Annotated in this window: 20 protein-coding genes and 2 pseudogenes; 10 read left to right on the forward strand and 12 right to left on the reverse strand. The window is 67.9% G+C overall.

Annotation, left to right across the window (positions count from 1 at the left end; genetic code table 11):
- The first annotated feature begins 235 nt into the window (after positions 1-235).
- The 3 genes from ACIQ7Q_RS34270 to ACIQ7Q_RS34280 all read left to right on the forward strand — a co-directional run bounded on the left by ACIQ7Q_RS34270 (position 236) and on the right by ACIQ7Q_RS34280 (position 2,156).
- Positions 236-886: an RNA polymerase sigma factor gene (locus ACIQ7Q_RS34270; RefSeq protein ID WP_403871176.1), complete on the forward strand. Its 651-nt coding sequence runs from the start codon at positions 236-238 to the stop codon at positions 884-886.
- Positions 883-1,788: a hypothetical protein gene (locus ACIQ7Q_RS34275; RefSeq protein ID WP_403871179.1), complete on the forward strand. Its 906-nt coding sequence runs from the start codon at positions 883-885 to the stop codon at positions 1,786-1,788. Before ACIQ7Q_RS34270 ends, ACIQ7Q_RS34275 begins: the two co-directional genes overlap by 4 nt.
- A 77-nt stretch (positions 1,789-1,865) precedes the next feature.
- Positions 1,866-2,156: a hypothetical protein gene (locus ACIQ7Q_RS34280; protein WP_403871182.1), complete on the forward strand. Its 291-nt coding sequence runs from the start codon at positions 1,866-1,868 to the stop codon at positions 2,154-2,156.
- A gap of 287 nt (positions 2,157-2,443) precedes the next feature.
- Here the strand turns inward: ACIQ7Q_RS34280 and ACIQ7Q_RS34285 are convergent, their stop codons facing one another.
- Both ACIQ7Q_RS34285 and ACIQ7Q_RS34290 read right to left on the reverse strand, forming a co-directional pair.
- On the reverse strand, positions 2,444-2,911 hold the full coding sequence (locus ACIQ7Q_RS34285) for an HNH endonuclease (RefSeq protein WP_403871185.1): 468 nt from the start codon (positions 2,909-2,911) through the stop codon (positions 2,444-2,446).
- Complete coding sequence (locus tag ACIQ7Q_RS34290; protein ID WP_403871188.1) at positions 2,908-4,308, reverse strand: hypothetical protein; 1,401 nt, start codon at positions 4,306-4,308, stop codon at positions 2,908-2,910. The genes ACIQ7Q_RS34285 and ACIQ7Q_RS34290 overlap by 4 nt, the downstream gene beginning before the upstream one ends.
- 500 nt (positions 4,309-4,808) lie before the next feature.
- Here ACIQ7Q_RS34290 and ACIQ7Q_RS34295 point away from each other — a divergent pair, with 500 nt between their 5' ends.
- Positions 4,809-5,417 carry a hypothetical protein gene (locus ACIQ7Q_RS34295; RefSeq protein WP_403871191.1) on the forward strand — a complete coding sequence of 203 codons (609 nt, stop codon included), beginning with the start codon at positions 4,809-4,811 and terminating at the stop codon, positions 5,415-5,417.
- 68 nt (positions 5,418-5,485) lie between these two features.
- Entirely contained in the window at positions 5,486-6,574 is a 1,089-nt protein-coding gene (locus ACIQ7Q_RS34300; protein ID WP_403871194.1) for a helix-turn-helix domain-containing protein, read from the forward strand.
- A 414-nt stretch (positions 6,575-6,988) separates the two neighbouring features.
- Here the strand turns inward: ACIQ7Q_RS34300 and ACIQ7Q_RS34305 are convergent, their stop codons facing one another.
- Complete coding sequence (locus ACIQ7Q_RS34305) at positions 6,989-8,098, reverse strand: hypothetical protein (RefSeq protein WP_403871197.1); 1,110 nt, start codon at positions 8,096-8,098, stop codon at positions 6,989-6,991.
- A 200-nt stretch (positions 8,099-8,298) separates the two neighbouring features.
- On the opposite strand from ACIQ7Q_RS34305, the gene ACIQ7Q_RS34310 reads away from it, so the two are divergent.
- Positions 8,299-8,679 carry a lipocalin family protein gene (locus ACIQ7Q_RS34310; protein ID WP_403871199.1) on the forward strand — a complete coding sequence of 127 codons (381 nt, stop codon included), beginning with the start codon at positions 8,299-8,301 and terminating at the stop codon, positions 8,677-8,679.
- Here ACIQ7Q_RS34310 and ACIQ7Q_RS34315 read toward each other — a convergent pair.
- Positions 8,672-10,816: an NACHT domain-containing protein gene (locus tag ACIQ7Q_RS34315; protein WP_403871202.1), complete on the reverse strand. Its 2,145-nt coding sequence runs from the start codon at positions 10,814-10,816 to the stop codon at positions 8,672-8,674. The two genes, ACIQ7Q_RS34310 and ACIQ7Q_RS34315, sit on opposite strands and share 8 nt — an antisense overlap.
- Positions 10,817-11,142: 326 nt before the next feature.
- Between ACIQ7Q_RS34315 and ACIQ7Q_RS34320 the strand changes: the two genes are divergently transcribed.
- Complete coding sequence (locus ACIQ7Q_RS34320) at positions 11,143-12,144, forward strand: tyrosine-type recombinase/integrase (protein WP_403871206.1); 1,002 nt, start codon at positions 11,143-11,145, stop codon at positions 12,142-12,144.
- Positions 12,145-12,676: 532 nt separating this feature from the next.
- On the opposite strand, the gene ACIQ7Q_RS34325 is transcribed toward ACIQ7Q_RS34320, so the two are convergent.
- Positions 12,677-13,462, reverse strand: a complete 786-nt coding sequence (locus ACIQ7Q_RS34325) for a Tn3 family transposase (RefSeq protein ID WP_403871231.1) — start codon at positions 13,460-13,462, stop codon at positions 12,677-12,679.
- A 79-nt stretch (positions 13,463-13,541) separates the two neighbouring features.
- Here ACIQ7Q_RS34325 and ACIQ7Q_RS34330 point away from each other — a divergent pair, with 79 nt between their 5' ends.
- Entirely contained in the window at positions 13,542-14,729 is a 1,188-nt protein-coding gene (locus tag ACIQ7Q_RS34330; RefSeq protein ID WP_403871209.1) for a hypothetical protein, read from the forward strand.
- Between the two features lie 101 nt (positions 14,730-14,830).
- On the opposite strand, the gene ACIQ7Q_RS34335 is transcribed toward ACIQ7Q_RS34330, so the two are convergent.
- Positions 14,831-15,829 (reverse strand): endonuclease/exonuclease/phosphatase family protein, encoded by a 999-nt coding sequence (locus ACIQ7Q_RS34335; protein ID WP_403871212.1) that lies wholly within the window; start codon positions 15,827-15,829, stop codon positions 14,831-14,833.
- Between the two features lie 647 nt (positions 15,830-16,476).
- Between ACIQ7Q_RS34335 and ACIQ7Q_RS34340 the strand changes: the two genes are divergently transcribed.
- Together ACIQ7Q_RS34340 and ACIQ7Q_RS34345 are read left to right on the forward strand one after the other, a co-directional pair.
- Positions 16,477-17,406 carry a hypothetical protein gene (locus ACIQ7Q_RS34340; RefSeq protein WP_403871215.1) on the forward strand — a complete coding sequence of 310 codons (930 nt, stop codon included), beginning with the start codon at positions 16,477-16,479 and terminating at the stop codon, positions 17,404-17,406.
- 198 nt (positions 17,407-17,604) lie between these two features.
- On the forward strand, positions 17,605-18,087 hold the full coding sequence (locus tag ACIQ7Q_RS34345; RefSeq protein ID WP_403871218.1) for a hypothetical protein: 483 nt from the start codon (positions 17,605-17,607) through the stop codon (positions 18,085-18,087).
- A 168-nt stretch (positions 18,088-18,255) separates the two neighbouring features.
- On the opposite strand, the gene ACIQ7Q_RS34350 is transcribed toward ACIQ7Q_RS34345, so the two are convergent.
- From ACIQ7Q_RS34350 to ACIQ7Q_RS34375, 6 genes and pseudogenes are all read right to left on the reverse strand, one after another.
- Positions 18,256-19,070, reverse strand: a protein-coding gene (locus tag ACIQ7Q_RS34350) for an IS5 family transposase (RefSeq protein ID WP_403871220.1) whose coding sequence is annotated in 2 segments (ribosomal slippage) — positions 18,256-18,728 and positions 18,728-19,070 — 816 coding nt in all. Because the reading frame shifts where the segments join, the coding sequence is not laid out codon by codon here.
- Positions 19,071-19,186: 116 nt separating this feature from the next.
- Positions 19,187-19,501, reverse strand: a pseudogene (locus tag ACIQ7Q_RS34355) (transposase family protein); the annotation flags it as partial.
- Between the two features lie 71 nt (positions 19,502-19,572).
- Positions 19,573-21,843 (reverse strand): Helicase associated domain protein, encoded by a 2,271-nt coding sequence (locus ACIQ7Q_RS34360; RefSeq protein WP_403871222.1) that lies wholly within the window; start codon positions 21,841-21,843, stop codon positions 19,573-19,575.
- Between the two features lie 59 nt (positions 21,844-21,902).
- On the reverse strand, positions 21,903-24,122 hold the full coding sequence (locus ACIQ7Q_RS34365) for an SbcC/MukB-like Walker B domain-containing protein (protein ID WP_403871225.1): 2,220 nt from the start codon (positions 24,120-24,122) through the stop codon (positions 21,903-21,905).
- A 302-nt stretch (positions 24,123-24,424) separates the two neighbouring features.
- Positions 24,425-24,715 (reverse strand): annotated as a pseudogene (locus ACIQ7Q_RS34370) (transposase); the annotation flags it as partial.
- 37 nt (positions 24,716-24,752) lie between these two features.
- Positions 24,753-25,007 (reverse strand): DUF6332 family protein, encoded by a 255-nt coding sequence (locus ACIQ7Q_RS34375; RefSeq protein WP_403871228.1) that lies wholly within the window; start codon positions 25,005-25,007, stop codon positions 24,753-24,755.
- Between the last annotated feature and the right edge of the window lie 190 nt (positions 25,008-25,197).

Genomic DNA, 25,197 nt, shown 5'->3' on the forward strand with positions numbered 1-25,197 from the left:
GGCCCGGTGCTGCCATGTATCGGACCAATCGGCTCCCGCCCCGGCCGCGCAGCCGCCGTCCGCCGATAGCGGTACCGGCGCGGCGACGCAGCCGTGGTTTGTCGGATTCTTCTGCCGCACGGTGTAACGGGGCGGGAGGTTCGCGGCACTTGTTTGTGACAGGGGGCGCCCGTGGCGCCCCGGGGGGCCGGTCGAGCAAGTGCGGGCCCATAACCGCAGCAGGAAGCAGGTGCACGTGACCAGGCACAGCGAACAACCCCCGGACCGTGAGGAGGAACGCGGCCGTGAACAGGCGCCGTCCCCGCCACCGGGCGTGCCACCGGAGGCGGTCGCCGCGTTCGTCACCCTCGTGCGCGACCACGACGTCAGACGCCGGGCCATCGGGTTCTGCCTCAGGGCCGGACTGCCCCTCGCCCAGGCCGAGGATCTGGTCCAGAACGCCCTGCTCGTGCTCTGGCTCAAGTGGCCCGCCCTGTGGGACTGGGAGGCGAAGCGCCAGTGGGGATTCTTCAAGGGCATCGTGCGCCGCATGATCCCCGGCTACTACGAGGGCGAGAAGCGCCGGCGGACGCTGCCGCAGAAGGCGCTGCGCTCGGACCCCGACATCGAAATCGTCGGCGGCGAGATCGCGGTCACGGCCGCCACGGAGATCCCGCACCAGGCCGCCGCGGACCGCGCCACCCTGGACGAGCTGCAGCACCTGCTCACCCACCCGCGGCTCGCCCCCAACTACCGCGCAAGCCTCCAGCACGTCGACGACGGACTCACCGTGCAGGAACGCGCCGAACTGCACGGCACCACCGAAGGCGCCGAACGCGTCCGCACCCACCGCGCCCGCGCACGGGCCCAGGCCATCAAGACCAGCGAGGAGGAGGGAGAGAAGTGAGCGACGAACCGCAGCACCCGGACCACCCGACCGACCCGGCCGCCACCGACCACGGCCTCCACTTCGGCGCCGGCGACATCACCATCGGCAACATCCGGACCGGCAGCAGCACCGGCGACCGCGCGCTGTTCAACGGGCAGGCCTGGGTGGACGACCTGTACTCGACGGACCAGCCGGACACCCCTGCCTTCATCGGCGAGCGCGCGCTGTTCAGCGAGCAGGCCTGGGTGGACACTCCTGACGTCTTCGCGTACGTGCACATCAGTGGTGAAGAGAACGAACTTCCCAGCCACCACGTCGAGGAGCTCCGCTTCGCCGAGGAAGAGGACGAGGAGGCGTGGGCGCCGCTCGGCGACGAGGAGACCGAGGAGGAACGCGAGGAACTCGTCGCACGGATCGTCCGCGACGGCGAGGCGCTGCGGCGTGAACTCGGCCTCCCCGGCTTTCCCGGCACCCCCGCCGACCCGCGCCCGACGCCCGGGACAAGCACCGAGACGAAGACCGGCGCACGAACCGGCGACGAGTCGGCGCCGGCACCACGCGGCCGACGACAGCCGCGCCGACCGGGCGGACGGCGCGCCATCCGCCGGGTCCGCCGCGCCCTTGACTACCCCGCCGCGGTGTCTCGCACCATCAACCGGCTGCGAATGCTCGGCGCCGTCCTGCAGCTGACGCTCATGACCCTCGGAATCGTCGCGCTCGGCCTGGCCGTCTTCAGAGGCACCACACCGGACATCGTGCGCGCCATCGGCGCGTGCGCGTGTGTCGTAGCCCTCCTGGGCCGGCGGGCGCTGCGACGGGCTGTCGTGCGAGCGCGGCACACCCTGGCCCGAGGTGTGCAGATGTACCTGGGCGAGCAGCTCGACGACCACCGGCACGCCGGGGATCGGAAGGAGGTGTAACGCGCATCGCCGGTCGGCGCACCTCACAGTGAGGCGCGCCGACCGGCGTGCCCAACCCCTCGCCGAGGAGCAGCACCATGCCGTCGCAGGACCCGCAGAACACGTCCGCCCGCAACAAGACCACGCCCGGCGAGCAGCCTGACGGCACCGGTCCCATCCAGCGGCGGATCACCCTGTCCGTGCCAGTCCCCCGCCGCGTCAGCCTCACCGGCGCCACCGCGGTCACCGGCAGCAGCGCGCTTGCCGGAGCCATCGCCTCCGGGCACGCGCCCACCGAACCCGTCTACGTGTACTCCCTCGTCGCGCTGTCCATCGCGACCATGGCGTACGACATCGCCCGCAAGTCCCTGCGCCTGCGCGGCGCCTGACCCACTCCCGTCTGCCGGCCCCGGTCCGGCCCGGCCCGGCCCGGCATCATGATGCCCCACCCCCGCAACGAACCCGCGGGCGTGGGGCATCACCCATTCCCGGGCCCTGCGGCTGACGGAGCAGAGCGGCGCGCACGGGCGGCCGGGCGCTCGCCGGGCAGGCCTCGTACCGGACGACACGCCGCATCCGCGCGATCGGGCAGGATCCCGTTGGCCTCGGCCGCCGGTTCCGCGCGCGTGGGATCAGGAGCTCTGCGTTGTCAGGACTTGCAGTGCCTCCGCTACTGCTAAAGGTCGGCGGGATGCGTTGCATTTTTGCTTGTATTACAGCGCCGGTGTGCCGCCCGCATGTTGCTGCGCACATGGTGGCCACCAAGAGCCAGCGGCATGTGATGGTCCACAGTGGCTGCCTGTGGGTCGTAGCGGTCGACGTCTTGGGGGATGGCTTCGCCGCACAACTCACAGTGCCAGTTGGCAGTCTCGATGACGTCGAGGGGATCCACGTCCTCGAATCGTGCTCCTGGCAGGGCCCTGGAGGCGGAGGTCCACCGAAAGCTGTTGATTCTGGATGCGGGCGTCCTCGTGATGAACGCCGGGACGACGAGGTTTCGAGGGCGGCAGGAGTCGCTGCAGTAGTCATCTTCGCGCGAGGGGGTCAGAAGCGAGTCGCACTGCGGGCAACGTCGCTGGAACCAGGCCGTGTGTGCCGCATCTGCCAGGTACCTATTCAGGCGTTGGAGGAACGGAACGGTCACAGTGCGTCCTCATGCGTCATCGGTCCGGTGGTATGCCGCCCGCAGTCACAGGTGCGTGCTCGTAGCCGCCTGACGCCGAACTGGCTCGGAGGCGGAATTCTGATAGCCGCGCCCAGGGCTGTGGCCGTTGGCACACAGGTCCCGCCGAATGCCTCGTTTAGGCGACACAGCGCGGTGTCGGCCGCCGTGGACGCATTGATTACTACGATCCTCTTGCTCTGCACCACGTGCTCGATCGGGCCTAGCGCCAGGCGAACCTGCTCACGTACATGCCCTAGATAGTCGATCTCGCACATGGGTTGGAGTTTTCCGTCGGGGAGCCTGCCGCGTATGTCTTGGGAGGCAGCGCGCGCAGCCGCCCGCTGGGCAAGTGATTCCCGTGCCTCGTCGCAGGCATCGAGGATGCTGACTGCGGTGTCTGCAGTGAAGCGGTCGGACGCCTCGCGGGCGATGGTGATGTAGGTGTCCAGCAAGGTGGCCGGCCGGTTTTCGGGGTTCTGCCGAGCGATGGTCGTGGCACGCCGTTGCAGCTTCACTGCGGCGAGCCGCAAGGCCCGCTGCTCTTTCGCTGTGAGGGCTGCGGCGTCGTTGGCCTTCATGCGTGAGCGAAGAAGGGCAAGCTCAGCAACGTCAACATCGGCCGTGTGCGCCGCCTCTGCTTCCAGAGCGTCGATCACAGCTTTCTGTTCGGTTAGAGGCGGTTCCGTGTCCCAGCTCGGTGCGGCAAGTACTTCCTCTGATCGCATGAGGGCCGGCCAAAGTGGTGCGGTCCATCGACGCTTGGTCTTTGTGTCCTGTATGAACCATCGCAGTTCATGGCCGGAAGTCTGCGAGTCGATGACCGCCTGCTCGGCGTCCGTGAGCAGCCCTGATTCCTCTGCCCTGTGCAGCCTCGCCCAGCGCGCCGGGGCGGAGTGCACGTGAGACATCGAGACGGCGACAGGGGCAAGACCATGCAGTGCTTGGCGCGGCAATCGATCGAAAAGGGTCAGGCGCCCGCCAAGGTGAGGGTCCGGCGTGCTGCGACGGCAGATGCGGGAAACCTCCTGCGCCGTGTGGCGTAGAAACACCAAAGAGGTCCATGCGGCCTCGTCATGGAGGCGGAGGCCGCGTGTTCGCGGCATGCTCAACGTCAGCTGGCTCAACCGGTCCGATTCATGCAGCAGATACGCGGCCACACCTGCAGGCCCCTGCCGCACGGGGGCGACGCGAAGGTTCAGGCTGAAGGCCTCGTCGTGGCCGCGCACGCATTCCAGAAGGGCAGCACGGACGGTCGTGTTGCAGGCATGGGCCTTCGCGCGAGGCGCATCCTGTACCCTCGCCAACTGCCGTACGACCTTGGCGAGAGAGCTGTACGGCGCTTCTCCGCCCCACGTGGTGTTAGTCGCTCTCAGCACGAGAGGATGATGCCAGGCCCTGTGAAGGGGATGTGAACGTGGGTGGGTTCCCTCGAGCGGCGCGGCGAGTTGCCCATGTCGAATTGTTCATCCTGGTCTTGATCCGGCACCGGCGGCGCCCGGAGCAGCGCAGCCCTGAGCTCCCTTGTCAGCCGACGGACGACAGTGCGCCACGGTGGATCTCCGCCCCCGGCCGGAACCATGCCGCGCCCTCCCTTCCCCGGCATGTCGAGTGCGGGTCTCTTCTTGCAACGCTGGCGCGCCCTTTGGGCGTCTGGCCGACGCGCAAGCCATCTCGACGGCACTGCGGCGTGTGGGCGACCAGCGCTCCATGAGGGCGACCTGACGCCTCGGCGCTCTTATAAATGCGGGGCCTCATTTGAGGTAAAGTCTTTATAAGTTGCAGTCGACTCTCGGAGGTCCCCTTGACCCTGTCCCTCGTAACGCCACCCTCTGAACCCGATGATCTGCGGGCTCAGTTGGGAAGCATGGGGACCAGGTTGGAGTTCCTGCACGACGTACTGCGTGCGGGCGAGGCGGCAAGGCGAACCGCCGTCCCTAACGATCCGACGGGAACGGCTGGTCGACGGGCCTACGAGGCGCATGTGCGGACCCTGCGCGAGCTGCACATCGAGCACGAGAAGTGGGCGCGGCTTGTACACGGCCGCTTGGAGCTGGTCTGCAACGCCGATCGTTCGATCGCGATCGGCGTGATGGTCGGCGATGCGGCCACCGGGCTGGCAAGCCTGTTCCCGAAGAACGCGCGCCGTCGCGGTTCTGCCACGGGGCAGGTTACTCGCACCAACGCAGGCGAAAGCGCCTCGCACGTGCAGACAGCGCTGTTCGTGGCCGGCGCTGGACCTAATGGTGTGGCGTTGAGCGAGGAGGAAGCCTGTGCGCTGAAGACTTGGTTCCTGCTGTCCTACCGCAAGGAGACAGGGGACGCGGTACGGATCGACTGCGAGCTGTCTCGGCCTCAGAGGTTCGAGGATGGCTTCGTGGTCGAATGGGGAAGGCGGATTCCGCTTCCTGCGCTCACGATGGACGGAATCGAACCTTTGAACGATGATGGGCCTGGAGAGATCGACATCCCTGTCGATTTCCGCTGAGGCCCGTTGGTGGGGCGGCGGACTCGGTCGCCCCACCGTTGCACCACCAATAGTTGAGGCAGCCCCACATGGTCACCCCGTCCCGTATCACATTGGCCCGCAAGCGCAGGGGCCTGACCCTCGCCGAGCTGTCGGACCGGGCCGGGGTATCGCTGCAGAGCCTGTCCAACTACGAGACAGGCCGCACTGCTCCGCGTCCGGACACCTTGGGCAAGATCGCCTCTGCGCTGGACTTTCCCACCGGCTTTTTCGAAGGGCCGGCGCTGGATGAGCTTCCCCTCGAAGGGATCTCCTGGCGGGCACGCAGCAAGACCTCGTCGCGGATACTGGATGCTGCCCGGGCAGCCGGAACGCTTGGCGCAATGCTCTACGACTGGATCGACGAAAGGTTCCGTCTTCCAGCTGTGGACGTCCCCTCGCTGGGCAAGCCCGACCCGGAGACGGCCGCCGGTATGGTCCGGGCCCGGTGGGGGCTGGGCGAGGCGCCGGCACCCAACTTGGTCCACCTTCTGGAGGCCCACGGGGTGCGTGTGTTCTCACTGGACCCTGATCACGCCGAGGTCGACGCGTTCGCGGTGTGGCGTGACGGCGTGCCCTTCGTGTTCCTCAACACGCTCAAGTCGGCCGAACGAGGGCGCTTTGACGCGGCTCACGAACTCGGGCATCTCGTGATGCACGGCAGCGAGCATGCCTGCTCAGGACCCGAGGCCGAACGACAGGCCAATGAGTTCGCGTCCGCGTTCTTGATGCCTAAGGCGAGCGTCCTGGGCCACATGCCCTCGGGCGCGCACGTTGACCAGATCATCCGCGGCAAGCGGATCTGGAACGTCTCGGCCATGGCCTTGACCTACCGCTTGCACGATCTGGGCCTGCTCACCGACTGGCAATACCGCTCCACATGCGCGGAACTGAGCCGATTGGGGTACCGATCCGACGAGCCGGAGGGCATGGGGCAGCGAGAAACGTCGCAGGTGCTGACGAAGGTCTTCACCGCACTGCGTACGAAGCACGTCCGGCCTTCAAGCGTCGCGGCGGAGGTAGGGCTTTCCGGTGAGGAGATGAACAGACTCCTGTTCGGGCTTACCCTCACGACCTTCACCGGCGGCGGCCAGCAGGACGCCTATGCTCCGAGACGGAACCTGTCCGTAGTCCGCTGAGTAGGCCGCGATCAGAGTCCGGGCCGTGCCGTGATTCTTGAGGCCGACCGCTGTCGGGCAACTTGCGCAGCGCCCAAGCGGCTTGGCGCCACCTTCATGTGCAGCAGCTACGACGCCGACGGCTGCGCAGCCGCCACCGAGGTTCCCTGGAAGCTGCACGCAGACTGGCTGCCGAAGAAGGCACTGCGGAGCCGCTCTCTCGCCGCCGCAGTGACAGTCAAGCTGGCTTTGCAGCGGATTACTCAATGGCGTAGCAGCAGGCCACTGGCAGCTGGTAAAGGCCTTTGGATCGGGTCCCTGGAACGGGCGTACCCAACGACCGGAGGGTCCTGGTTGTTGGGTACAACTCGCAGCGCTCAAGGGTCTGGTGTAGGTGCCGACCCCCGGCATCCTTGCAGCGTGCAGCTTCCCGCCTCAGTCTCCGCGTTCGAATGGGATCGTCAGGCTCTGGCACTTCCGGATTCCGGAGAGGATGACGGTTCCACTGGGGCGGGCCGTCAGCTGCCGCAGCGGGTCCAGGATGATCCGTACGGTCGGCGGCGTGTCCGTTCCATGCTGCAGGCCGGAGACCACCACGAGGAAGAAGTCCCGCTCGGAGGCGGCCCGCTCGTACTCGTGCGGGGTCAAGGAGAGGGAATCCTCCTCCGTTTCCAGGAAAGACTTCACCTCGTAGAAGCGGCTCAACTCGTCAATGGCGTCCGCCCCGAGGCCGCGCTGGGCCCGCAGGTCCAGCAACTCCTCGGAGTCCCATGCCAAGGCCGCCCGGACGAGGTCGATAGCGACGGCCTCCTGCTCCAGCGGGGTGAAGCCCTTCGCACCGCTCCGCTGTCGGGGTACCGCCGAACTCGGGCTCGGACGGGACAGCACGGGACGGCTCGGGCCACCGGAAGGGGCAGCGGCTCCGGATCGTGACTGTTGCTTCTGCGAGGCCTCTGCGGGGTCCGTGAGTACCGGGCGCAGTTCAGCGGGGCCGACGAGCCGTCGCTGCTCGATCGCTGTGGGTGCCGGGGCAGGGAGGCGATCTTGGACGTTGACCAGGCGTGCTGGTCTGGTTTTCCCGGCCGCGCCGCTCCGTTCCGTCGTGTGGCGCGCGAGGGTCTCCTCGCGGAAGGCGGCCAGTCGTTGCTCCGCTTCCGCGTCGGCGGCCTCGTTGAGGGCGCTGATGCGGTCCTCTGCCCGGGTGATGTCGATCGCGGTCAGACCGGACTCGGCTCGTTCCCAGGCTGCGACCCATGCGTGCGCCACTTCACGCCGTCGGGCGCGGAAGCGACCTGCAAGAGTCCGGCCAGCGTGGGAGAAACGTGCGAGCGCCGAGGTGGACCGGACGTACAGGATGCCCTCCGCCCCATCAATCGCGGTCTCGACGGGGACGCGCATCAGGTCGGCACACCCGGACAGCGTGAGCGCGCACATCAGTCCGGGCTCGACGCAGACGACGAGATCGGACAGCTCGTCCCAGGTGCCGGAGAGTTCGCGGGCGGTACTGGGATCGTTGCGCTGGAGGTCCTCGCGAAGGTGGGCCACGGCCGCAGCGAAGCAGGCCGTGGCGTGCCGGTCGGGGTTCGGGATCCCGGGCACGTGCGGGGCTATTGCCACCGTTCAATCAGATTCGATCATATTATATGCATTAATGACCATTTCACTTTGATTCATCCCTGCTTGGGGGAGGCTGAGGCGCACAATATCTCGCGGCACTTGGAGGCCTGGTGAACGTAGCGCGATGCATGGCGGTACCGGCCGCAGTGCTTTGCTTCCTGCTCGCTGTTGGCGGCTGCGGTGGAGGCGGGACAGGCGGGAACTCGGGCGGGGTCGCTGCGTCGGGCGGTGGAGGTTCTGACGATCAAGGGCCGGCCATCCCGGCTGCGCTGATCGGCGACTGGAGCGGCGGCAGTTCCGATGGCTTCGAGTCTTCCGTCTACAGCTTCCGTGAGGACGGTTCGTTCAGCCAGGACATCCTCGGCCAGCGCATTACCGGACGCTTCACGGTCAGCGGAAGCCAGTTGACGATGTACCCGGCAGGGGGAGCGCCGCTCACGTTCCAGTGGAGTATCGGACACGATGGCTACCTGTACCTGGATGGCGAGAGTTACGTGCGGTTCAGGTGATTCCGCCTCCGGCCGGGGATCCGGCTGCCAGCCACTGCTGGAACTCGCGATGGCGAAACTGGTAGGCACCGCCGGACGTGCGGAGCAGGCCGACCTGGTGTGACCACTTGAGGAACCGCCCGAGCCTTCGGGGAAGTTGGCCCTGGAGACACAGCAGGAAGACCAAGTGCCTTCGACCGCCGCCGAACATCATCACCCAGCGCGCAGATACGGCCAGCAGACCCACGGCAGCGATGTCGAGGCCGGGCACCGAGGTAAGCGTAAGCGTATTAGAAAACGACATCACCCACCATGCGGTCATCGTGGAAATCCCGGCGGCGATGAACATCAAGCACCCGATGAGGAGATCGCCCCGGAATACGTAGCGCCACCTCACCGCCGTATTCACGTCGGTCGGATACATGCTGCCAAACGCCTGGCCGATACCGGACCCATTGAGAATCATGGTCCCCATCCGTACCGAGCAGAAAACAGTTACGGCCGGAATAAAGGTGACGAACCAATCCCATCCGATTCCGGAGAACAGCCAGGCCGCAGGAAGGGAGACGAGGCCAGCCAGCGCGGCAAGGACGAAGGCAGGGGGTAGTCCCGTGATCAGAAGCGACAGGGTTGCTTCGGAGAACACCCGCCCCCAGGGCACACAGGGAGGGAAGTCACCTGCCTGCCTAGCCACTTCCCATACCACCAGCACAGCGAAAAGGCCGATTAAACCGATCAGTTCCGGGCTTGGACTTTCAGTAAGGAGGGGAACGGGTAGCAGGAGAAGCGCGAAGAGGAGGCCAGCCGCCGCGGCGTCCAGGTAGCGCACTCGGTGCACGCCAGCGATCGGCCACAGCTGATGCTGGTGGATATCGACGCGCTCAACGGGGCCGCCCTGCAGATGGCAGGCGATCGTGCTGAGCCAGCGCCTCACTTTCTCGGCGTCATACCGCGTTGCTCCCGAGTCCACGACAGCCGGGATGAACAGGGCCAGAAGGCGGTCCCTTAGAGCCTGTGTCGTGGCGCACGTGAAGAGCTCCGAAGGCTCGCCGTTCCTGTTGTAGACCGTTTTGGCCAAGAACAGCCACCAAGGTGTGGTCAGGGTCTCCCGCAGCACAGCACCGTACTGCGGATGAGACCATCTCGCCGGCAGGGCGTCGAGAAAAGCTCGCCAACGCGGGTCGTCCTCGAATAGCACAGTGAGGTGGTCCTGGATCTGTGCATAGCTGATGGGATCGATGTCGATGCCGACTGCATGACGCAGACGCTCAGCCACGGGCAGGCTGTTGTAGTGGTCGGTGCGGCACATCAGAATCAGGGGTTGCTCAGCCACCACGGACCCGTATTCGTTGAGGACCTTCAATGCGGCCAAGGCACGAGGTGCCCGGGGGTCCGGCAGTTGCCGCCCATCCGGGCCACGCACAGGATTTCCGTCCCCATCAGTGCGGCCCGGGTCCATTTCATCCAGGCCATCCAGGACCGGAAGTACAAGCTGATGCTCCACGATCCAGATCGCACGTTCCTCGGAAATACCAGCCTTGATCACATGGTCGATCAGGAGCTTCTCAAACGGGACCTTGGTATCCCATTCGGCCAGTGAGACCCGCACGGGCACGGGTTCACCCGGCTTGCGCCGCTTGATGAGTTCCCTCACCAAAACCACTGACAGCACCGTCTTACCAGCGCCAGGAACGCCCGTGATGACGAGGCGAGGCTTCGTGCATGACTGGTAGTAGGTGGCGATGTCTGGGTAGTCGGGGCCCGCCGAAGGACCGTTCCCTTCCAGCTGTCCGCGTTCCGGACCTTCACCACGGACCCTGCCGTAGGGACGACGGGTGAAGGTAAGGGTCAGCCGTTCTTCGTCAGCCCCAACCAGAGCACGCAACTGCCGCCCTTCGGCCTTACGAACCGTTCCCGCCAGCGTTCCAGCCGCCTTCTCGGCGAGTTCGAGCGCGTCGTCCGGCTGCGGCCAGGCAGCCTTCACGCCAGCCAGCGCGACCGGGAGACCAACCGCCCCGAGCACCATTGCCACGATCGAGGAGGTGTCGCCCGCATCTAGGCCACCTCTCGCCAACTGTACGATCGCCCATCCGCACATGATCAACGCAGACAGCCCAGAGATCAGTAGGGCCAGCCCCATCCAGCGCCTTCGAGCCATACCTGAAGTGTGCTCAGAGCCACCCATGACGGATACGCGGGACTGATAGACCGTGACAGAAGTGGCACAGAGCAGCGGGGCAGTTCATTCAGACGAAGGGCCAAGGCTCTTTTCCCCCTCAGGAAATGCCGCTTGCCGCAGTAAATGCCGGATTTACTGCGGCGGAGCCTCTACCGCGATCTTCGCGACCTGCGGCGGGACGTTCCGGCCGCCGAGGTGAGGTGTACGCATTTACTGCGGCAGGGCAGGGGGCGGGACGGGTGTGACGATCGCCAGCGACCGAACTCGGGAGTGGGGGCGCTCTCCGGCTGCCGCGCGCCCGGGTGGTGCCCCTGTCCGCTCCGCCCTCGTCGTACACCGCGGCGGTCGAGCGGTACCTCACCGGCGCGGGCATCGCCAAGTCCTCCGCGCGGATCTACCGGATCTCGCTGACGACGTGGGGGTGGATGCTCGCCGGCGAAGCGGCGCCCACCGGTCCCGCTCGCCGGGGCGCGAAGCCGCCCGTCTTCCCCGTCGCCGCCATCGACGACCCTGCGCTGCCGGAGGTTCTGGCCGAGCTGGCGGCGGCGCGGGCGGACGAGATGGACGCCGACACCGTCAACCGGGAACTGTCCGTCGGCCGCAAGGCAATCGGCTGGTGGCAGCGCCAGGGCTGGATCCTCGGCGACCCGACAATCGGCATCGAGCGGCGGCCGGCACCGCCGGACCGCACCAAGGCCCTCTCCGAGAACCAGATCGCCGCCCTGTGGCGCCTGGACGTCGGGCTCAGGGAGAAGACGTTCTGGAAGGTCCTCTACGAAAGTGCCGCACGGGCCGATGAGGTGCTGTGCCTGAACGTGGAAGACCTGTACCCGCAGGACAAGCGCGGCAGGATCACCGCCAAGGGTGGGGCGACGGAGTGGATTCACTGGCAGTCCGGCACCGCCCAGCTCCTGCCCCGACTGATCGCCCGCCGCACCCGCGGCCCGCTGTTCCTCACCGACCGCAAGGCCCCGGCCGGGACGCCGACGCTCGACGTGTGCCCGGAGACCGGCCGGGCCCGGCTCTCCTACCGCCGGGCCGAGGAGATCTTTGAGGAGAACACCCGGCTGCTGGCCAACCCGCTCGCCTCACCCGAGGACATCGAGGACCTGGACGGCTGGACCCTGCACCGGCTGCGGCACTCGGCGCTCACGCACGACGCGGAGAGCGGCACCTCCACCCCGATGCTGCTGGCCCGGTCCCGCCATGCCTCCGTCCGCTCCCTGGAGCGGTACGCCCGCCCCGGCGTCGACGCCGTCGCCCGACACGTCGCCGAACGCGACCCCGCCGCCCGCCGGAAGCACTGACGCTTCCAAGATCAACTATTGGCGGCTTCTGGGCTCACCTCGGCGATACCCCAGCATGTGTCGGAATCTATCGGCCGGACCGTTCCTCGACGTTGATTTCCGACGCGAGTTGTCGACAGTGCTCACCTGCGGGTTCGTGATCACGGGCCGAAGTGTCGGCAGACGGTCGTTTGCCGACACTCAGTGCTCATTGCCGCGTCAGGCTTTGCGGGGCCATGATGACCACATGGACCGCACCTGGCTACCCGATCCCGATGCCGCACGCCAGGACCTCAGGGACGCCGTCTCGGAAGTTGCACTGCACATCGCGAAGCAGATGCGCGCCCACGCAGACGCCGTATCCCTGCTCCTGGAACGGGGAAGACTGCGGCGATCGACGAGGGAAGCAGCAGACCTCATATATGGCGTACCGAATGGCTTGGCCATCCTCCAATACCTGGCACGGGGTCCTTGGCCAGCTCTTTTAGCTGCTTGGCCTGCGCAGTCCTCAACCTCGTCCTTGCTGAGATGCGGCTCTCGTCGTCCATGCTCATCACGAGGCCGAGCCGGCTGCTCGGGCACGGCCCTCCGCTGGGGTGCGGGGGCGGGGCACGGAGATGGTCAGCGTGAAGTCGAGGCGCTTGTCCATATCGAGCCGGAAGGTTCCGTAGGGGTTGATGTTCGACCAGAACAGGGCGGTCAGCCCGCGCCGGTCCTCGTCCGTGAGCTTCTTCGCCCAGGCCGGTTCGGCGAGGACCTGCTGAAGCAGCAGCGTGTTGACGTGCACTAGCGCGGACTGAAGCAGGTGCAGAGCGAGCATCGAGGTCTCGGCGTGTTCCTTGTCCGGGCCGGTGAGCGCCCCGTCCTTGCCGTAGTGCAGCACGGTGTTCGCGCTGTTCCAGTTCTCCACGACCTGGAGTCCGCCGTGGACCTCGCGGCGCAGGTCGGGGCTGGCGAGGTAGTCGCACGCGAAGATGGTGCGCACCGCGCGGCCGAGTTCTTCGAGGGCGGCGTAGGTGGGGTGTTTGGGGCCGCCGCGGGTGAAGCGGCGCAGTACTTGCTCGGCCTCCGCCGTCCCCAGGCGGAGCGCCGTGGCGTACTTGACCATCTGGTCGTACTGCTGGGCGATCAGGTCCCAGCGGATAGCGCGGGTCAGGGAGCCGCCGAGCGCGGGCCAGCCGGGCGGGTCGTCGTCCGGGCGGTACAGGCGGATGCTGCCGATGTTCTCACTGGCGAAAGAAAGCCGCTGGGGCCTTGTACGCGTTGGGCTGTGTGCTGGTCTTCGAGGAGGATCGGGGCAGGGCCAGAGCGAAGGCAGCTGGGTGCGGCACGGGAGCAGGCCTCAGAAGCACGACGGCGGGGTCGGAATCAGGGCTAGAAGCGCTGATATTGCGAGCGGGGTGCTGGAGAGGCGTGCTGTGGGTCGTGAGGAATATCAGGAACTGGTCAGGAGTCTGACTGCCCGGCTGCGCCGACGTGGCGCCGGGGCGGGTGCGCAGCAGGAGCTGGTCTCGTGCTCTGTCCTCGCTGCGAACGCGGGCCACAACCGGGACTGGTCCTGGCCCTGCGACAGCGAGGTCGGCGGCTTCAACCCCTACGGCTGGAACGCCACTGATCAAGCCCGATTCACCGCCGTGTGGTGCGATGCGGCTGACGATCTGGTCGATGAACTCATCGAGGCCTATGGTGCGATGTGGCCATGGGTGTGCCCGTCGCAATTGCTGACCCGTCTGCCGGACGTCGCTGGTGCCATCCGTGGCCTTACTGAGCACCGAATGATCGGCCAGGGCCACACCTACCGGGACAAGCCGGACAGCGTGTACGAGCATGCCGCAATGTACGGGGCCTTCCACGCCGCTCGCTCACGCCGTGTGTGGCCGGATTCCCCGCGTCAGGTCTGCCCACTTTGCCGCGCCCCGTTCACAGGCGGTCAGCTCAACCCGTGGATGATTCGTCAGTTCGGGCCGGCCCGGTGGTGCAAACAATGCTGCACGGGTGCCCGCGACGGTAACGGTGCGCTCCATACTCCCGCGGCAGCCCGCCAGGCGGTCGTGGCTCTCGCCGCCGCCCTGGGCACGGTGCCGCCGCAGAACTTCGCCCAGAGCCCGGTGGCATTCGACCTGCCTGACAGGCAGCGGGATGCCATCGTCACGGCGATGGCTGCCTGCCCGCCGGCGAAGACGATTCGCGCACTTCATGGAACCGCCAGCTGGCTTGACGTCCTGCGTACGACAGAAATCGTCGGCGACGCGTGGCGGCCGGCCCGCGGCACCTACTGCTCCGCCACAGACGGACACCCCTGCCGCTCTCTGGCCGAGCGCACCATTGACGACTGGCTCACGCGCCACGGCATCTCCCACCAGATAGAACCGCTCTGGCCCAAGCACCCACGTTTCAACCCGCACGGGCGACGCCGCGCCGACTGGCAGTTCACCGACGGCACCTACCTCGAGTACGCCGGCCTGAACAGCGACGACTACGTCGCCAAGATCCAGGCCAAACAAGACCTCGCCCGTGCAACAGGCATCAGGCTCGTCGTCATCACTCCACCCGATCTCGCCAATCTGACAGCTGTCCTCGGCGAATGGATCCCCCAGAGCCGCTGACGGCACAGTGCGCAGCCGACAGCGGATCGCGTGGCCGGGGCTTCCTGCGGAGACAGGCCACCGGCTGGCCCCGAAACGTGACGGGCGGAGGCTGCGCGGGGTCAGTCGAAGTCGAAGGTGGCGACGACGGGGGCGTGGTCGGACTCGGGGTATTTGACGTCGGTGGCGAAGGCGATCGAGTCGTCGTGGAGAATCTCGTTGTGGATCTCTGAACCGCGGTAGTGAGCGAGGAGGTTGCGGGTGACGAGCATGTGGTCGATCATCTGGCCGCGGCCGTGGTGGAACAGGGTGTAGCGGGCCTCGCTGGGGATGGTGTGCTCGATGGGAACCAGGACCCGGGCAGCAAGGTCGCCGTTGTTGGTGTCCTCGACATTGCCGCAGATGGCCAGTACCGGGACTTCTTCGGGCTCGGCGTTGAAGTCACCGGCGACGATGATGCGCGCGCCCGGGTCGTCGTCGAGGATCTGGTCGACGAGGCGCCTGACTTCCAGGGCCTGGCTCATCCGCTTCATGGACGACAGGAAGCTGCCCTCGGCCCAGCTGTCGGCGCTGCGCCAGATGCCCTTCTGGGGGTCGATCACCTGGCCGGGGATGTCGCTGGGGATCTTGGATTTCAGATGCACGGTGATGACGTGCAGCAGGCGGCCGGGTGCTGCGTGGTCGATGTCGATCTGCGCGTGCAGGATGGGCCGCTCGATACCGATCGGGACCGGCTCCGCGTCGGCGGGTGTGGCGGTGAGCCGCTGATAGCGGGGCTCGGCGACCAGATCGTTCTTCAACTGCTGGTGCTTGAGGACCGGCAGGTGGGTGGCGATGACCAGGTTGCGCACGTCGAAGACCGCGTCGCTCGCCGGCTTGGTGCTGACCAAGGCCGCGCCGTCGAGGTTGGTGCCGGTGAGGAGCTCCTTCAGCGCGAGCAGGGCACGCGGCTGGCCGGGGCGCTCTTGTCCGTGGACTTCCTGGAAGCAGGCGATATCCGCCCGCAGCCGCGTGATCTGCGGCTTCATCAGTGTGATGCGTTCAGCCAGCGACGGGCGCTGGCCCGCAGCGGTCTCGTCGAAGTTCTCCAGGTTGAACGTGGCAATCCGGATCTGTGTCACAGGTGTCCCCAAGGCTCGCCATGGCCGGAACACGCAGCGTAACCAGGCGTGCTGACGGTGAAGGTGAGGCACGCTCGGCGTTCCGCCGACTGCCAGGCACTCACGCTGTTGGCCCGGGCTGCAAGGGCGTTCCGGACGGCATCGGGCAGGACCTGAGGGGACGGTGGATGCCTTCCCATCACTCATCCGGAGCCTGAATCAGCCGCCGTCGGGGCGACCATCGAGGTCTCGCCGGCGGCGGCTTTCCCGGGATCCTCCCAGCTCTTTGAGACCAGCCTCTCCGTGCCCCGCAGCTCCATGCTCTGGCACCTCTCCCCCTTAGGCGGTTCGCCCGACTCTCAGCGCTGCCACGGCTGGCGATGCCGAGGCGAGTCTCACACCGGTCGGATCTGGGCCCGGCCGCCGATCGATCGCGGCGGAGGTCTGCAGAGGAACTTCCGACTCAGGTCCCTGGAGCCGCTCCGGAATCCGGTGGATTCTGCGCGGAGGGCGAGGCACAATCCGGCGAAGAACCGGGGCGAGGGGGAGCTTGTTTGGACGTGTTCGCGTGTGCCGGGTGCGGCACCGAGCTGACGGCGCCGGTGTCCCGAGTCGCCCTCCCGGTCCATACCCATCACGGGGGCTGGGAGGAACTCCATCCTCCGCTGATGGAACCCGCGACGTACGCCGTCGACCCCCGGCCCACTGGACCGCCCTGGCGGTTGTGGGAGGAGGTCGGAGAGGATGCGGCTGCTCGTCAGTGCGTGTACGCCCCGGTGTACTCCGTCTCTTTCGGCGCGCGGAACAGGATCGTCATCGCCCCTGGCGACTCCCGGTCCATGACCCTGATCCCCGAAAAGTGCGAGGGCTACTGCCAGGGCGTGGACGGCCGGGCCGGCCCCAACCTGGCGTGCGAGGGATGCGGGCGAGCCGTGGCGACCCGCATGGACGACTGCGGGATGTGGCAGACGGTGTGGCTGGAGCCCGACGCGGTCGAACGCCGCCCCTCGGGGCTCCCAGCCGGGCGGCCTCCCGACTGGGACGATTTGGAGCGCGCCGAGCACCGCGTCCCACCCGTCGAACCCGACGGGTCGTGGAGCCGCCGCTGGGAGGCGGCGGTCGGAGTCATGCTGGCCCACCTTGTGGTGGCCACCGAGGACCGCCCGGTGACCCTCCCCGTCGGCCCCGTCGCCGACCTGCTAGGCGACGCCGTCGGCCGGTACTTCCCCGCCGGACCCGAGACCCGGACCGTGGGACTGGCCGGCCCCGGGATCGGCACGCCCCGGCCCCGCCCCGACGTTTTCCTCGTCCCCCGCCACCCCCTCACCGGCGCGCCCTGGCGTCCGCCCGGCGACGAGGGGGCTGTGGTGCCGCTGGACAGCGGGCTCTGGGCGTACCTTGCCCACCCAGGCGAGACCTCGCCAATGCCCGCGACCGGAGTGCTCCCGGAGGGTGTCCTGCGCGACGACTACCCCCTGCCGCCACATCCCTGGTGCTCGCTGACGCCCCACCGCCACGCCTTCGACTACACCCTGGTTAGGCTGCCCGCCGTACGCGGTCCTCGACTGAGCAGGTACCGCGACGCGTACCGCCGGTGACCCGAGTCAAGGTGGCCTCGTTGACAACCAGCGGGGCAGGATCGGCCCTGTGATGCGCCATGTCCATGAGGATCCCGAGCTGCTGGCCCTGGTTCGCCGCTATGTCACGCCCGAGCGGCGCAACCTGAAGCTCGGCGGCAGCATGCTGCGCATGCAAAATCCTGAGTAATGAGTCTCCAGTCGGTGGGGAGGGCCTCGGTGGGTTACGAGTTGCAGGCGGTGATCGCGGGAGACGAGTTGCTGCGTGCCGCGTCACGGAGCGTTCCTGGCGCCCGGGTGGCGTCGCTGCGTCAGGGCCTGTCGCTGATGCCGATGACGGATGAGGTCTTCGACGCCGTCACGGACGGCAGCACCGCGGGAGCTCTGGGGTTTTGGCGGCTGCCAGGAGGCTTCGAGAGGTTGCTCGCCCAGTGGTCCGCCGCAGGGCCCGTCGCCTATGTAGAGGCCGATTACTTCGGTGGCGTCGGCGAGCAACGGGCCGCCGTCTGGGCTGACGGGGCGCTGGCAGTGGGGCCACTGGATGCGCCGGCGAAGAAGTGGTTCTCGCGAGCAGTCAGCCCCATCTCGCAGGCCCTTCGGCAGCTCGGCGTGAGGAGCAGCCTGGGCGAGGACGAATTCGAGGCCGTGGGACTGGACCGCCATCGAAACAACGACCACTGGATCTCTTCCAGCACCTCTTGAGTCCGCGCCGAGCGGCAGCGACTTCCGGAATCCCGCATAGCCTGGCAAGTTGCTAACCGAACTCGCAGAATCTGCCAGCAACTCGGAGAAGTTGACACGCACGACCGGCAGGCAGGACGAGGACCCTTACCTGCTCGCTTGCTCTCCTTACTTCCCTAAGACGGTGTCCTACATGGTGAGGTTGCAGAAGCGCTTGTAGCAGCAGATGGCGGCGGCGAGGCCGAGGAAGGCCAGGTAGTTGCGGGGGTGGCGTTCGTAGCGGTGGTTGAGTCGGCGGTAGCCGGTCAGCCAGGACATGGTCCGCTCGATGACCCACCTGCGTCGGCCGAGCCGTTCGCTGGACTCGATGCCCTTGCGGGCGATGCGGACTCCGATGCGTTTGCCCCATAGCCATTTGCGCAGGTGAGGGACGTCGTACGCTTTGTCGGCGTGCAGGCGTTGGGGTTTGGAATCGGTCGTGTGGGATTCGTGTCCCATGTGGAAATGGGACAGCATCGGCTTCAGCGCCTGGCTGTCGTGGGTGTTGGCCGCGGAGAGTCCGACGCGTAGGGGCAGTCCGTCCGCGTCGGACAGGACATGCATCTTGGAACCCGGCTTACCCCGGTCCACGGGACTCGGACCTGCAAGTTCGCCCCCTTTTTAGCGCGGACATGGGCAGAGTCGAGGACCGCTCGGGAAAGGTCGACCAGGCCCTGTTCGTCAAGGAGTTGGAGAACCTTCTGGTGCAGCCGACCCCAGACCCCCGCACGGGACCAGATGACGAACCGGCGATGCACAGTCGACTTCGACGCCCCGAAACACGGCGGCAACGCCCGCCAGGCACAGCCGCTGACCAGCACGTAGATGATCGCGGCGAAGACCGCCTCGTCATCGATGTTGGCGACCCCGCCGCCCTGCGGCCGCACGCGAGCCGGCGGCAACAACGGCCTGGCGATCTCCCACAGACCCTCCGGAACAATCCAACCCCACCGTCCACTCCCCATGCCCAGCACAACCGCCAACTGACCATGTAGGACACGGTCTAAGACCGTGTCCTATGTGGTGAGGCGGACGAGTCGCATGTAGCAGCACAGGGCTGCGGCGAGGCCGAGAAAGGCCAGGTGATGACGGTCATGCGGTTGGGGCTGATGCGTGATCTGCGGAAGATCTGCCAGGACTTCAGCCGTGCCATGCCGCGTTCGACCGGTGCCCAGGCCGCGGCCAGAGCCCGGTTGACGGTGCGCTGGGTGAGGGTGAGCTCGCCGCCTGGGGGGCGTTTGAGTCCGGTGGTGACCCAGGGGCCGGCGCCCTGGTAGGCGCGGTCGGCAAGGATGGGGACGCCCTGGCGTTCGCAGATCCGGATGATGTGGTGGGTGCGGGCCGCGGTCAGGTCGTGGGAGCGGCCCGGCAGCGCGGGCGAGATCCACAGCACCTCACTGTGCGTCGGGGCCTGGGGGGTGTACCAGCACCAGCTAGCCGGGCCGCCTGAAGTACTCGAAGGTGCAGCTACCAGCGCATGCCGAGTTCGTCGAGTGATTGGATGCGGTCAGCCGAGAGCTGGTCTTTGCGGCGGCGGGCGTTGCTGATCCACTGCCCGAGACGTACGGGTTCTCCGCCGAGGACTTCGATGTGCCGCTGAGGAACGTTGAGATGCCCTTCTCGGTGGTGGAAGGCGCGGGCGGCCGTCAGGGCCTTATCCCAGTTCCGGCGGGCTGGTTTGCCTGCGTCGAGGGGCGGTTCAGCGGTCTGTGTGAGGCCGAGGCCGGCGAGCAGACGCCGTTGCCCTGGGTGCAGGCGATCTGGGTGCAGGCGTTGTGTGTGCAGCCACTCCCCCAGGCAGTGTCCATCGTTGGTGGTGTAGTCGCGGGGCAGGTCGGTCAGTGAGTGGCCGGTTTCGCGGTGCCGACAGGCGGCGTGGTAGGTGCGTTGCCAGGTCAGCGGCCACGGGGGGTTCCAGTTGGGGTCCAGATCCTGGAGGGCCTGGGTGCGGGCTGTGTTGAGTTGTCCGGCGCGTTTGCGCTGGGTGGCGAGCCAGCGGCCGAGGGCGAAGCCGTCGTGCCGGTGGTCGACCGGGACGGCCAGGTGGCCGTGGAGTGTGGCGTAGGCGGCTGCGTGGGCGAGGCCGCGTTCGAAGGCGTGCTGGCGGGGGTTCCAGATGATGTCGAGGCGCTCGAGGGCGGTGGTGCGGGCGGTGTCGAGGGCGCCGGTGGTGTGCAGGTGGCGTTGCCAGGTGAGCCAGCGGCCGAGCGAGTAGCCGGTCTCGTCCTCGTAGGTTTGGGGGACGTCGAGGTGATGGTGGGTGCGGTGATAGCGGCGGGCCGCTGTCAGGCCTCGGCGCCATTCGGCGCTCTTGGGGGCAAGGACGCGCAGGGTGAGGGCGAGGGCGACTTCCTCTTGCTGGGTGGGGCGGTCGAAGCGGAGCCAGTGGCCGGGTTCGTCACTGGTGAGGGTGGGGCGGTTGGTGCGGGGGTCGGCGAGGCGGGCGGTGAGGCGTTCGTCGTGGGCGCGCAGGGCTTGGACGGTGCGCCACAGGGGGGTGTAGGCATCGGCGCCGAGGAGGTCGTCGGGATCCTCGTCGGGGGTGAGGTAGACGGGAACGATCAGGGTGGCCTTCTTGCCGGCCCCGGGGGGCTGGCGCAGGGCGCGGCCGACGGCTTGCACGGTGTCGACGGGGCTGTTCTTGGGGTCGGCGAAGACGACGGCGTCGATGGAGGGGACGTCGATTCCTTCGCCGAGGACGCGGGCGTTGGCGAGGACGGCGGGCTGTTCGGGATGGGTGTGGGCGGCGAAGTCGAGGAGGACGCGGCGGCGGACGCGGGGCGGGTGGGTGCCGCTGACCCAGTTCGACCACAGTCCGTCGGGTTGGAGTTCGGCGGGGAGGGCTGCGGCGGTGTCGGGGAGGGTGGTGGCGAAGGCGCGGGCGTCGGCAACGCGGTGGTGGAAGGTGAGGACTCGGCGCAGTTGGTGGTCGTGGATGGCTCTGAGGACGGCGACTTGGCGGCCGGCGAGGCGCAGGCCGTCGACGCCGGCGCCGGGGCCGGTGGCGAGCCAGTCGCGCAGGTCGGTGTCGTCGACCACGGGGACGAGGATCTGGTAGTCGGCGAGGAGGCCGAGGTCGATGGCGTCGGAGAGGGTGAGCCGGTAGGCGACGGGGCCGAAGAGGGCTTCATCGTCCATGGAGGCGACCGGGTCGTCGCCGCGGTCGTTGTCAGGGTCCCAGATGCGGGGTGTGGCGGTGAGGTAGAGGCGGCGGGTGGCGGGGATCTGGTCGTCGTGGTGGATGGCGGCCCAGGCTTTGCCGAGCCGGCCCGCGGTGCGGTGGGCCTCGTCAACGACGGCGAGGTCCCAGGCGGGTAGCCGGTGGCTGTGGTGCGCTGCGAGCAGGGTGGGCAGGGAGGCGTAGGTGGCGTAGACGGTCACCGGCCCGGACTCAACCGGAGTCAGGGCAGCGAGTTCGGCCGGATCCGTGGTCATGGGGATGTCGCCGGCCGAGGGATGCTCGACAGCCTGCCGTGCCGAACAAACCGCCACCGCATGGCCTTTACGGCCCGCAGCGTGCCAGGAGCGCACGGTCTGGGACAGCAGGTCCAGCGTCGGCACCAGGACCAGGACACGGCCTCGGGCAGCCAGCCGGAACGCCGTGCGGGCGGCGATCAGGGTCTTCCCGGTACCGCAGGCGGCCACCACGGTGACGCGGGTGTGCGTACGCAGCGTCTTGACCGCCGCGGTGACGGCCTCTTTCTGGTGCGGCCGAAGCTCGAGGTCGGCAGTGGCCATGGCTGGTGCTTTCGGATGGTCGGCGGGCGACCGGAGCATTGTGGCATCCGGCCGCGCGGTCATTCTGCGGTTGCGGTGAGTTGGTGGAGGGTTGAGCCGGTGGTGTCTTTGCGGACATGGAGCCGGTGGGTGATGCGGCGGCGCAGCTCGGGGACGTGGCTGATCAGTCCGACGGTGCGGTCGTGGGCGCGCAGGGAGTCGAGGACGTCGAGGACGTCATGGAGGGTGTCTTCATCGAGAGTGCCGAAGCCTTCGTCGATGAAGAGAGTGTCGAGGGCTTGTCCGCCGGATTCGGCGGTGACGACGTCGGCGAGGCCGAGAGCGAGGGAGAGGGAGGCGAAGAAGGATTCACCGCCGGAGAGGGTGTCGGTGTCGCGGTCGCGGCCGGTCCAGGCGTCGTTGATCTTCAGGCCGAGTCCGGAACGGGCGCCGTGGGAGGCTCGGTGGTCGGAGTGGGCGAGGGTGTAGCGGTGGTCGGACATGCGGGTCAGGCGGGTGTTGGCGGCGGCGACGACTTCTTCGAGACGGGCGGCCAGGACATAGGCCTCGAGCTGCATGCGCAGGTGGTTGCTGGGCGAGGTGCCGCTGATCATGCCGTGCAGGTGGTCCGCGGTGCGGTAGGAGTGCTCGAGGGGTTCGAGGCGGCGGGTGTGGGCGTCGAGCTGTGCGGTGCGGTCGGCGAGGGCGGTGGTGCGGGTGGCTGCGCTGTCGGCGGTGTTGGCGGCCTGGGTGTGGCGGGTGGTGGCGGCTTCGAGCTCTGCGGTGGCGGTGGTGAGGTCGGCTGTCGGCTCGGCGGCGGCAGCGGCGAGGTCTGCGTCTTCGAGTCGGATGGTGAGGGCGGCGCGCTGTTCGCGCCAGGTGTTGATTTCTTTGTCGATGGCCTGGAGTTCGGTGTCGGTCAGCAGGGCGTCTTCGGCCGCTTCGCGGGAGGCGAAGCCGTGGGTAGTGGCGGCTTCGGAGGCTGTCGTGTTGGCTTGGCGGTCTTCGTCGGCGGCGCGAGTGGTGGCGCGGGCGGTGTCGGCGGCCGCAACGAGGTGGTGGGCGCTTTGGGTGAGGTCGGTGATGCGGGCGGTGAGGGTGCGGGCGCCGGCGCGGGCTTTTGTCAGACGTTGGTCGAGCTCTTCGCGCTGGGCCGCGAGGGGGTCGTACGTGGCGTCGGCGGCGGCCAGCCGCTTCTCCGCTTCCCTGTGAGTGCGGGTGAGCAGGTCGAGTTCACGCTCCAGCGCGGCGAGTTCTTCGGTGGCCGGGCCGGCATCGGCGGCGTGGGCGAGTGCTTCGGCGAGGCGCTGTTTGAGGGCGTCGTGCTCGGTTGTGAGGTCTGCTACGGAGATGTCGCCGCCGGCGGTGCCGCGGGCTGTGCCGACGCGTTCGAGGGCCTTGCGGAGTTCGAGCTGGAGGTCGTCCTCTGTTTGGCCGGCCTGGGTGTGGCGGGCTTCGGCTGCCTGCTCGTCGGCAGCGGTGGGCTGATCCGGATGGGGTGCGGCGGGGGCGGGGTGGGTGAGCGAGCCGCAGACCGGGCATGCGTCGCCATCGGTGAGCTGGGAGGCGAGTTCGGCTGCCATGCCGTCGGTGCGGCGCCTTCGGATGCCGATGTGCTCTTGGGCAGCTGTGCGGGTCGCCGTCTGTGCCTGGGTCAGGCGCCGGGTCAGTTCGTCGGCCTGGAGTTGCTGCTCGACGCGGTGTCGGGCAGCGGTGAGACGGGTTGTCAGAGAAGCGAGTTGGGTGTCGAGCCCTCGGCTTTCCTCTTCCGCGGTGCGGGCTGCTTCCATGCGGGTGTTCAGGGCGGCGCGGAGTTCGGGGGCCTGCTCGAGTCGTGCGGTGCTGTCGCCCAGGTCGTCGGTGAGGCGTGTGCGTTCGTCCTCGATGCGCTGCAGTTCGCCGACGAGCTGGTCGGCTCTGGCTTCGTCGGGGAGCAGGGCCTGCAGGGCACCGATGTGCCTGCGGATGTCCTGCTCGGCGGCGGTGAGCTGGTCGGGGCTGAGAGCGGCGTGCGCGGGGGCCAGGAGAGCTCGGGCGGCTGCTTCGTCTCTTTGGGCGTGGGTGTGCTTGGTGGCGGCTTCGGTGCCTGCGTGCAGCAGGGGTGCGAGCTGTTGGGCGAGCTGGGCCTGCGCGCGGCGCTGGGCGAGCTGTTCCTGGTGGGCTGCCTGCTCGGTGAGCATGTCGAGCTGTTGGGTGAGGGTGTGGTGCTCGCTGCTCGACGCGTACACGGGCCGACCAGTGCCATACAACCGGCCGAACGAACCCTCGCCGAGCTGGAGCTGAGCCGACGGAGAGATCACCAGAGATCCGCCAGCCCGGCGGCTACGCGGTGCCTTGGCGCAGTGCCTTGGAGCAAGAGATCACGGACGGTACGCCGTCCTCCAGGACACGACCGTTCCCACTCGTCCGCTCCGCCGCCCCTGTCGAGACCACGAGTGAGGCCGGCGGAGCGGGCGAGGGAACCTTCTCCTGCCGCCTCGGGTTCACCCGTGCCGCCGCCACGCGGGCCTCACCGTGATCGAGGTCAACCGGCCCGACAAGGCCGAACGGCGCCGGATCGTCAAGTCGGATCCCATCGACGCCTATGCAGCCGCCCGCGCCGCCCGGCCGAGCCGAGTTCGTCGAGGACCAGGCGGTGGAGCTTGGCCCGCACCCTGGCCTTCGTCCACTCGGTGAACCTGCGATGGGTCGTGGCGCCGGACGGCCCGAACGACGCAGCAGGCAGCTGCTGCCACGTACAACCTGACGTCGCCACGAACACGATCGCCGCCACCACCTCGCGGTCACCGTGGCGCCGCCGGCCACCGCCCTGCGGCCGCGATGGCGCTTCCGGAACCACCCGCTGGAACAACTGCCACAACTCATCCGGCACCAGCCGCTCAACGATCCCCACGCCGGGAGGCTACCGACCGCAAGGAGAAGGCCCGTAGTCAGCGGCCCATTCGGCGCTGCTCGTCGAACCGAAGCAGCACCCGAACCAGACGCCACACTCCGGCCATCGCTCCGAGCAGCGCGCCCCCCACCAACACGCCCTTCTCCGCAGAACCAGAGATGCCAAGGGCCAGGACGAGAGTCAAAGCGACGGCGAAGATCACCGCAGCCAGCACGGCGGCAGTCACGAGGGCGAAAACGATCTCCACCGTCATTGCGTCCTTTTCCCACCGCGACTCACGCCCCATGTCCATGCTGCAAGTCTCACATCACGGTCAAGCCATCGCGCCTGGGCCTGACATCCTGACTCTGACGGGCAGAGGCGCGGTCACTAATTGAGTTGACTTCTAGAGGTCGTTTTCGTCCGATGTTTCATCCCGGAATGGGCTGTTTAGCGGTCTTCTTCGGGTCGCGCCAGGAGATGGTGGTCTCGCCGGTGAGGCG

This window comes from Streptomyces sp. NPDC096176 (assembly GCF_044763255.1).
Taxonomy (GTDB): Bacteria; Actinomycetota; Actinomycetes; order Streptomycetales; family Streptomycetaceae; genus Streptomyces.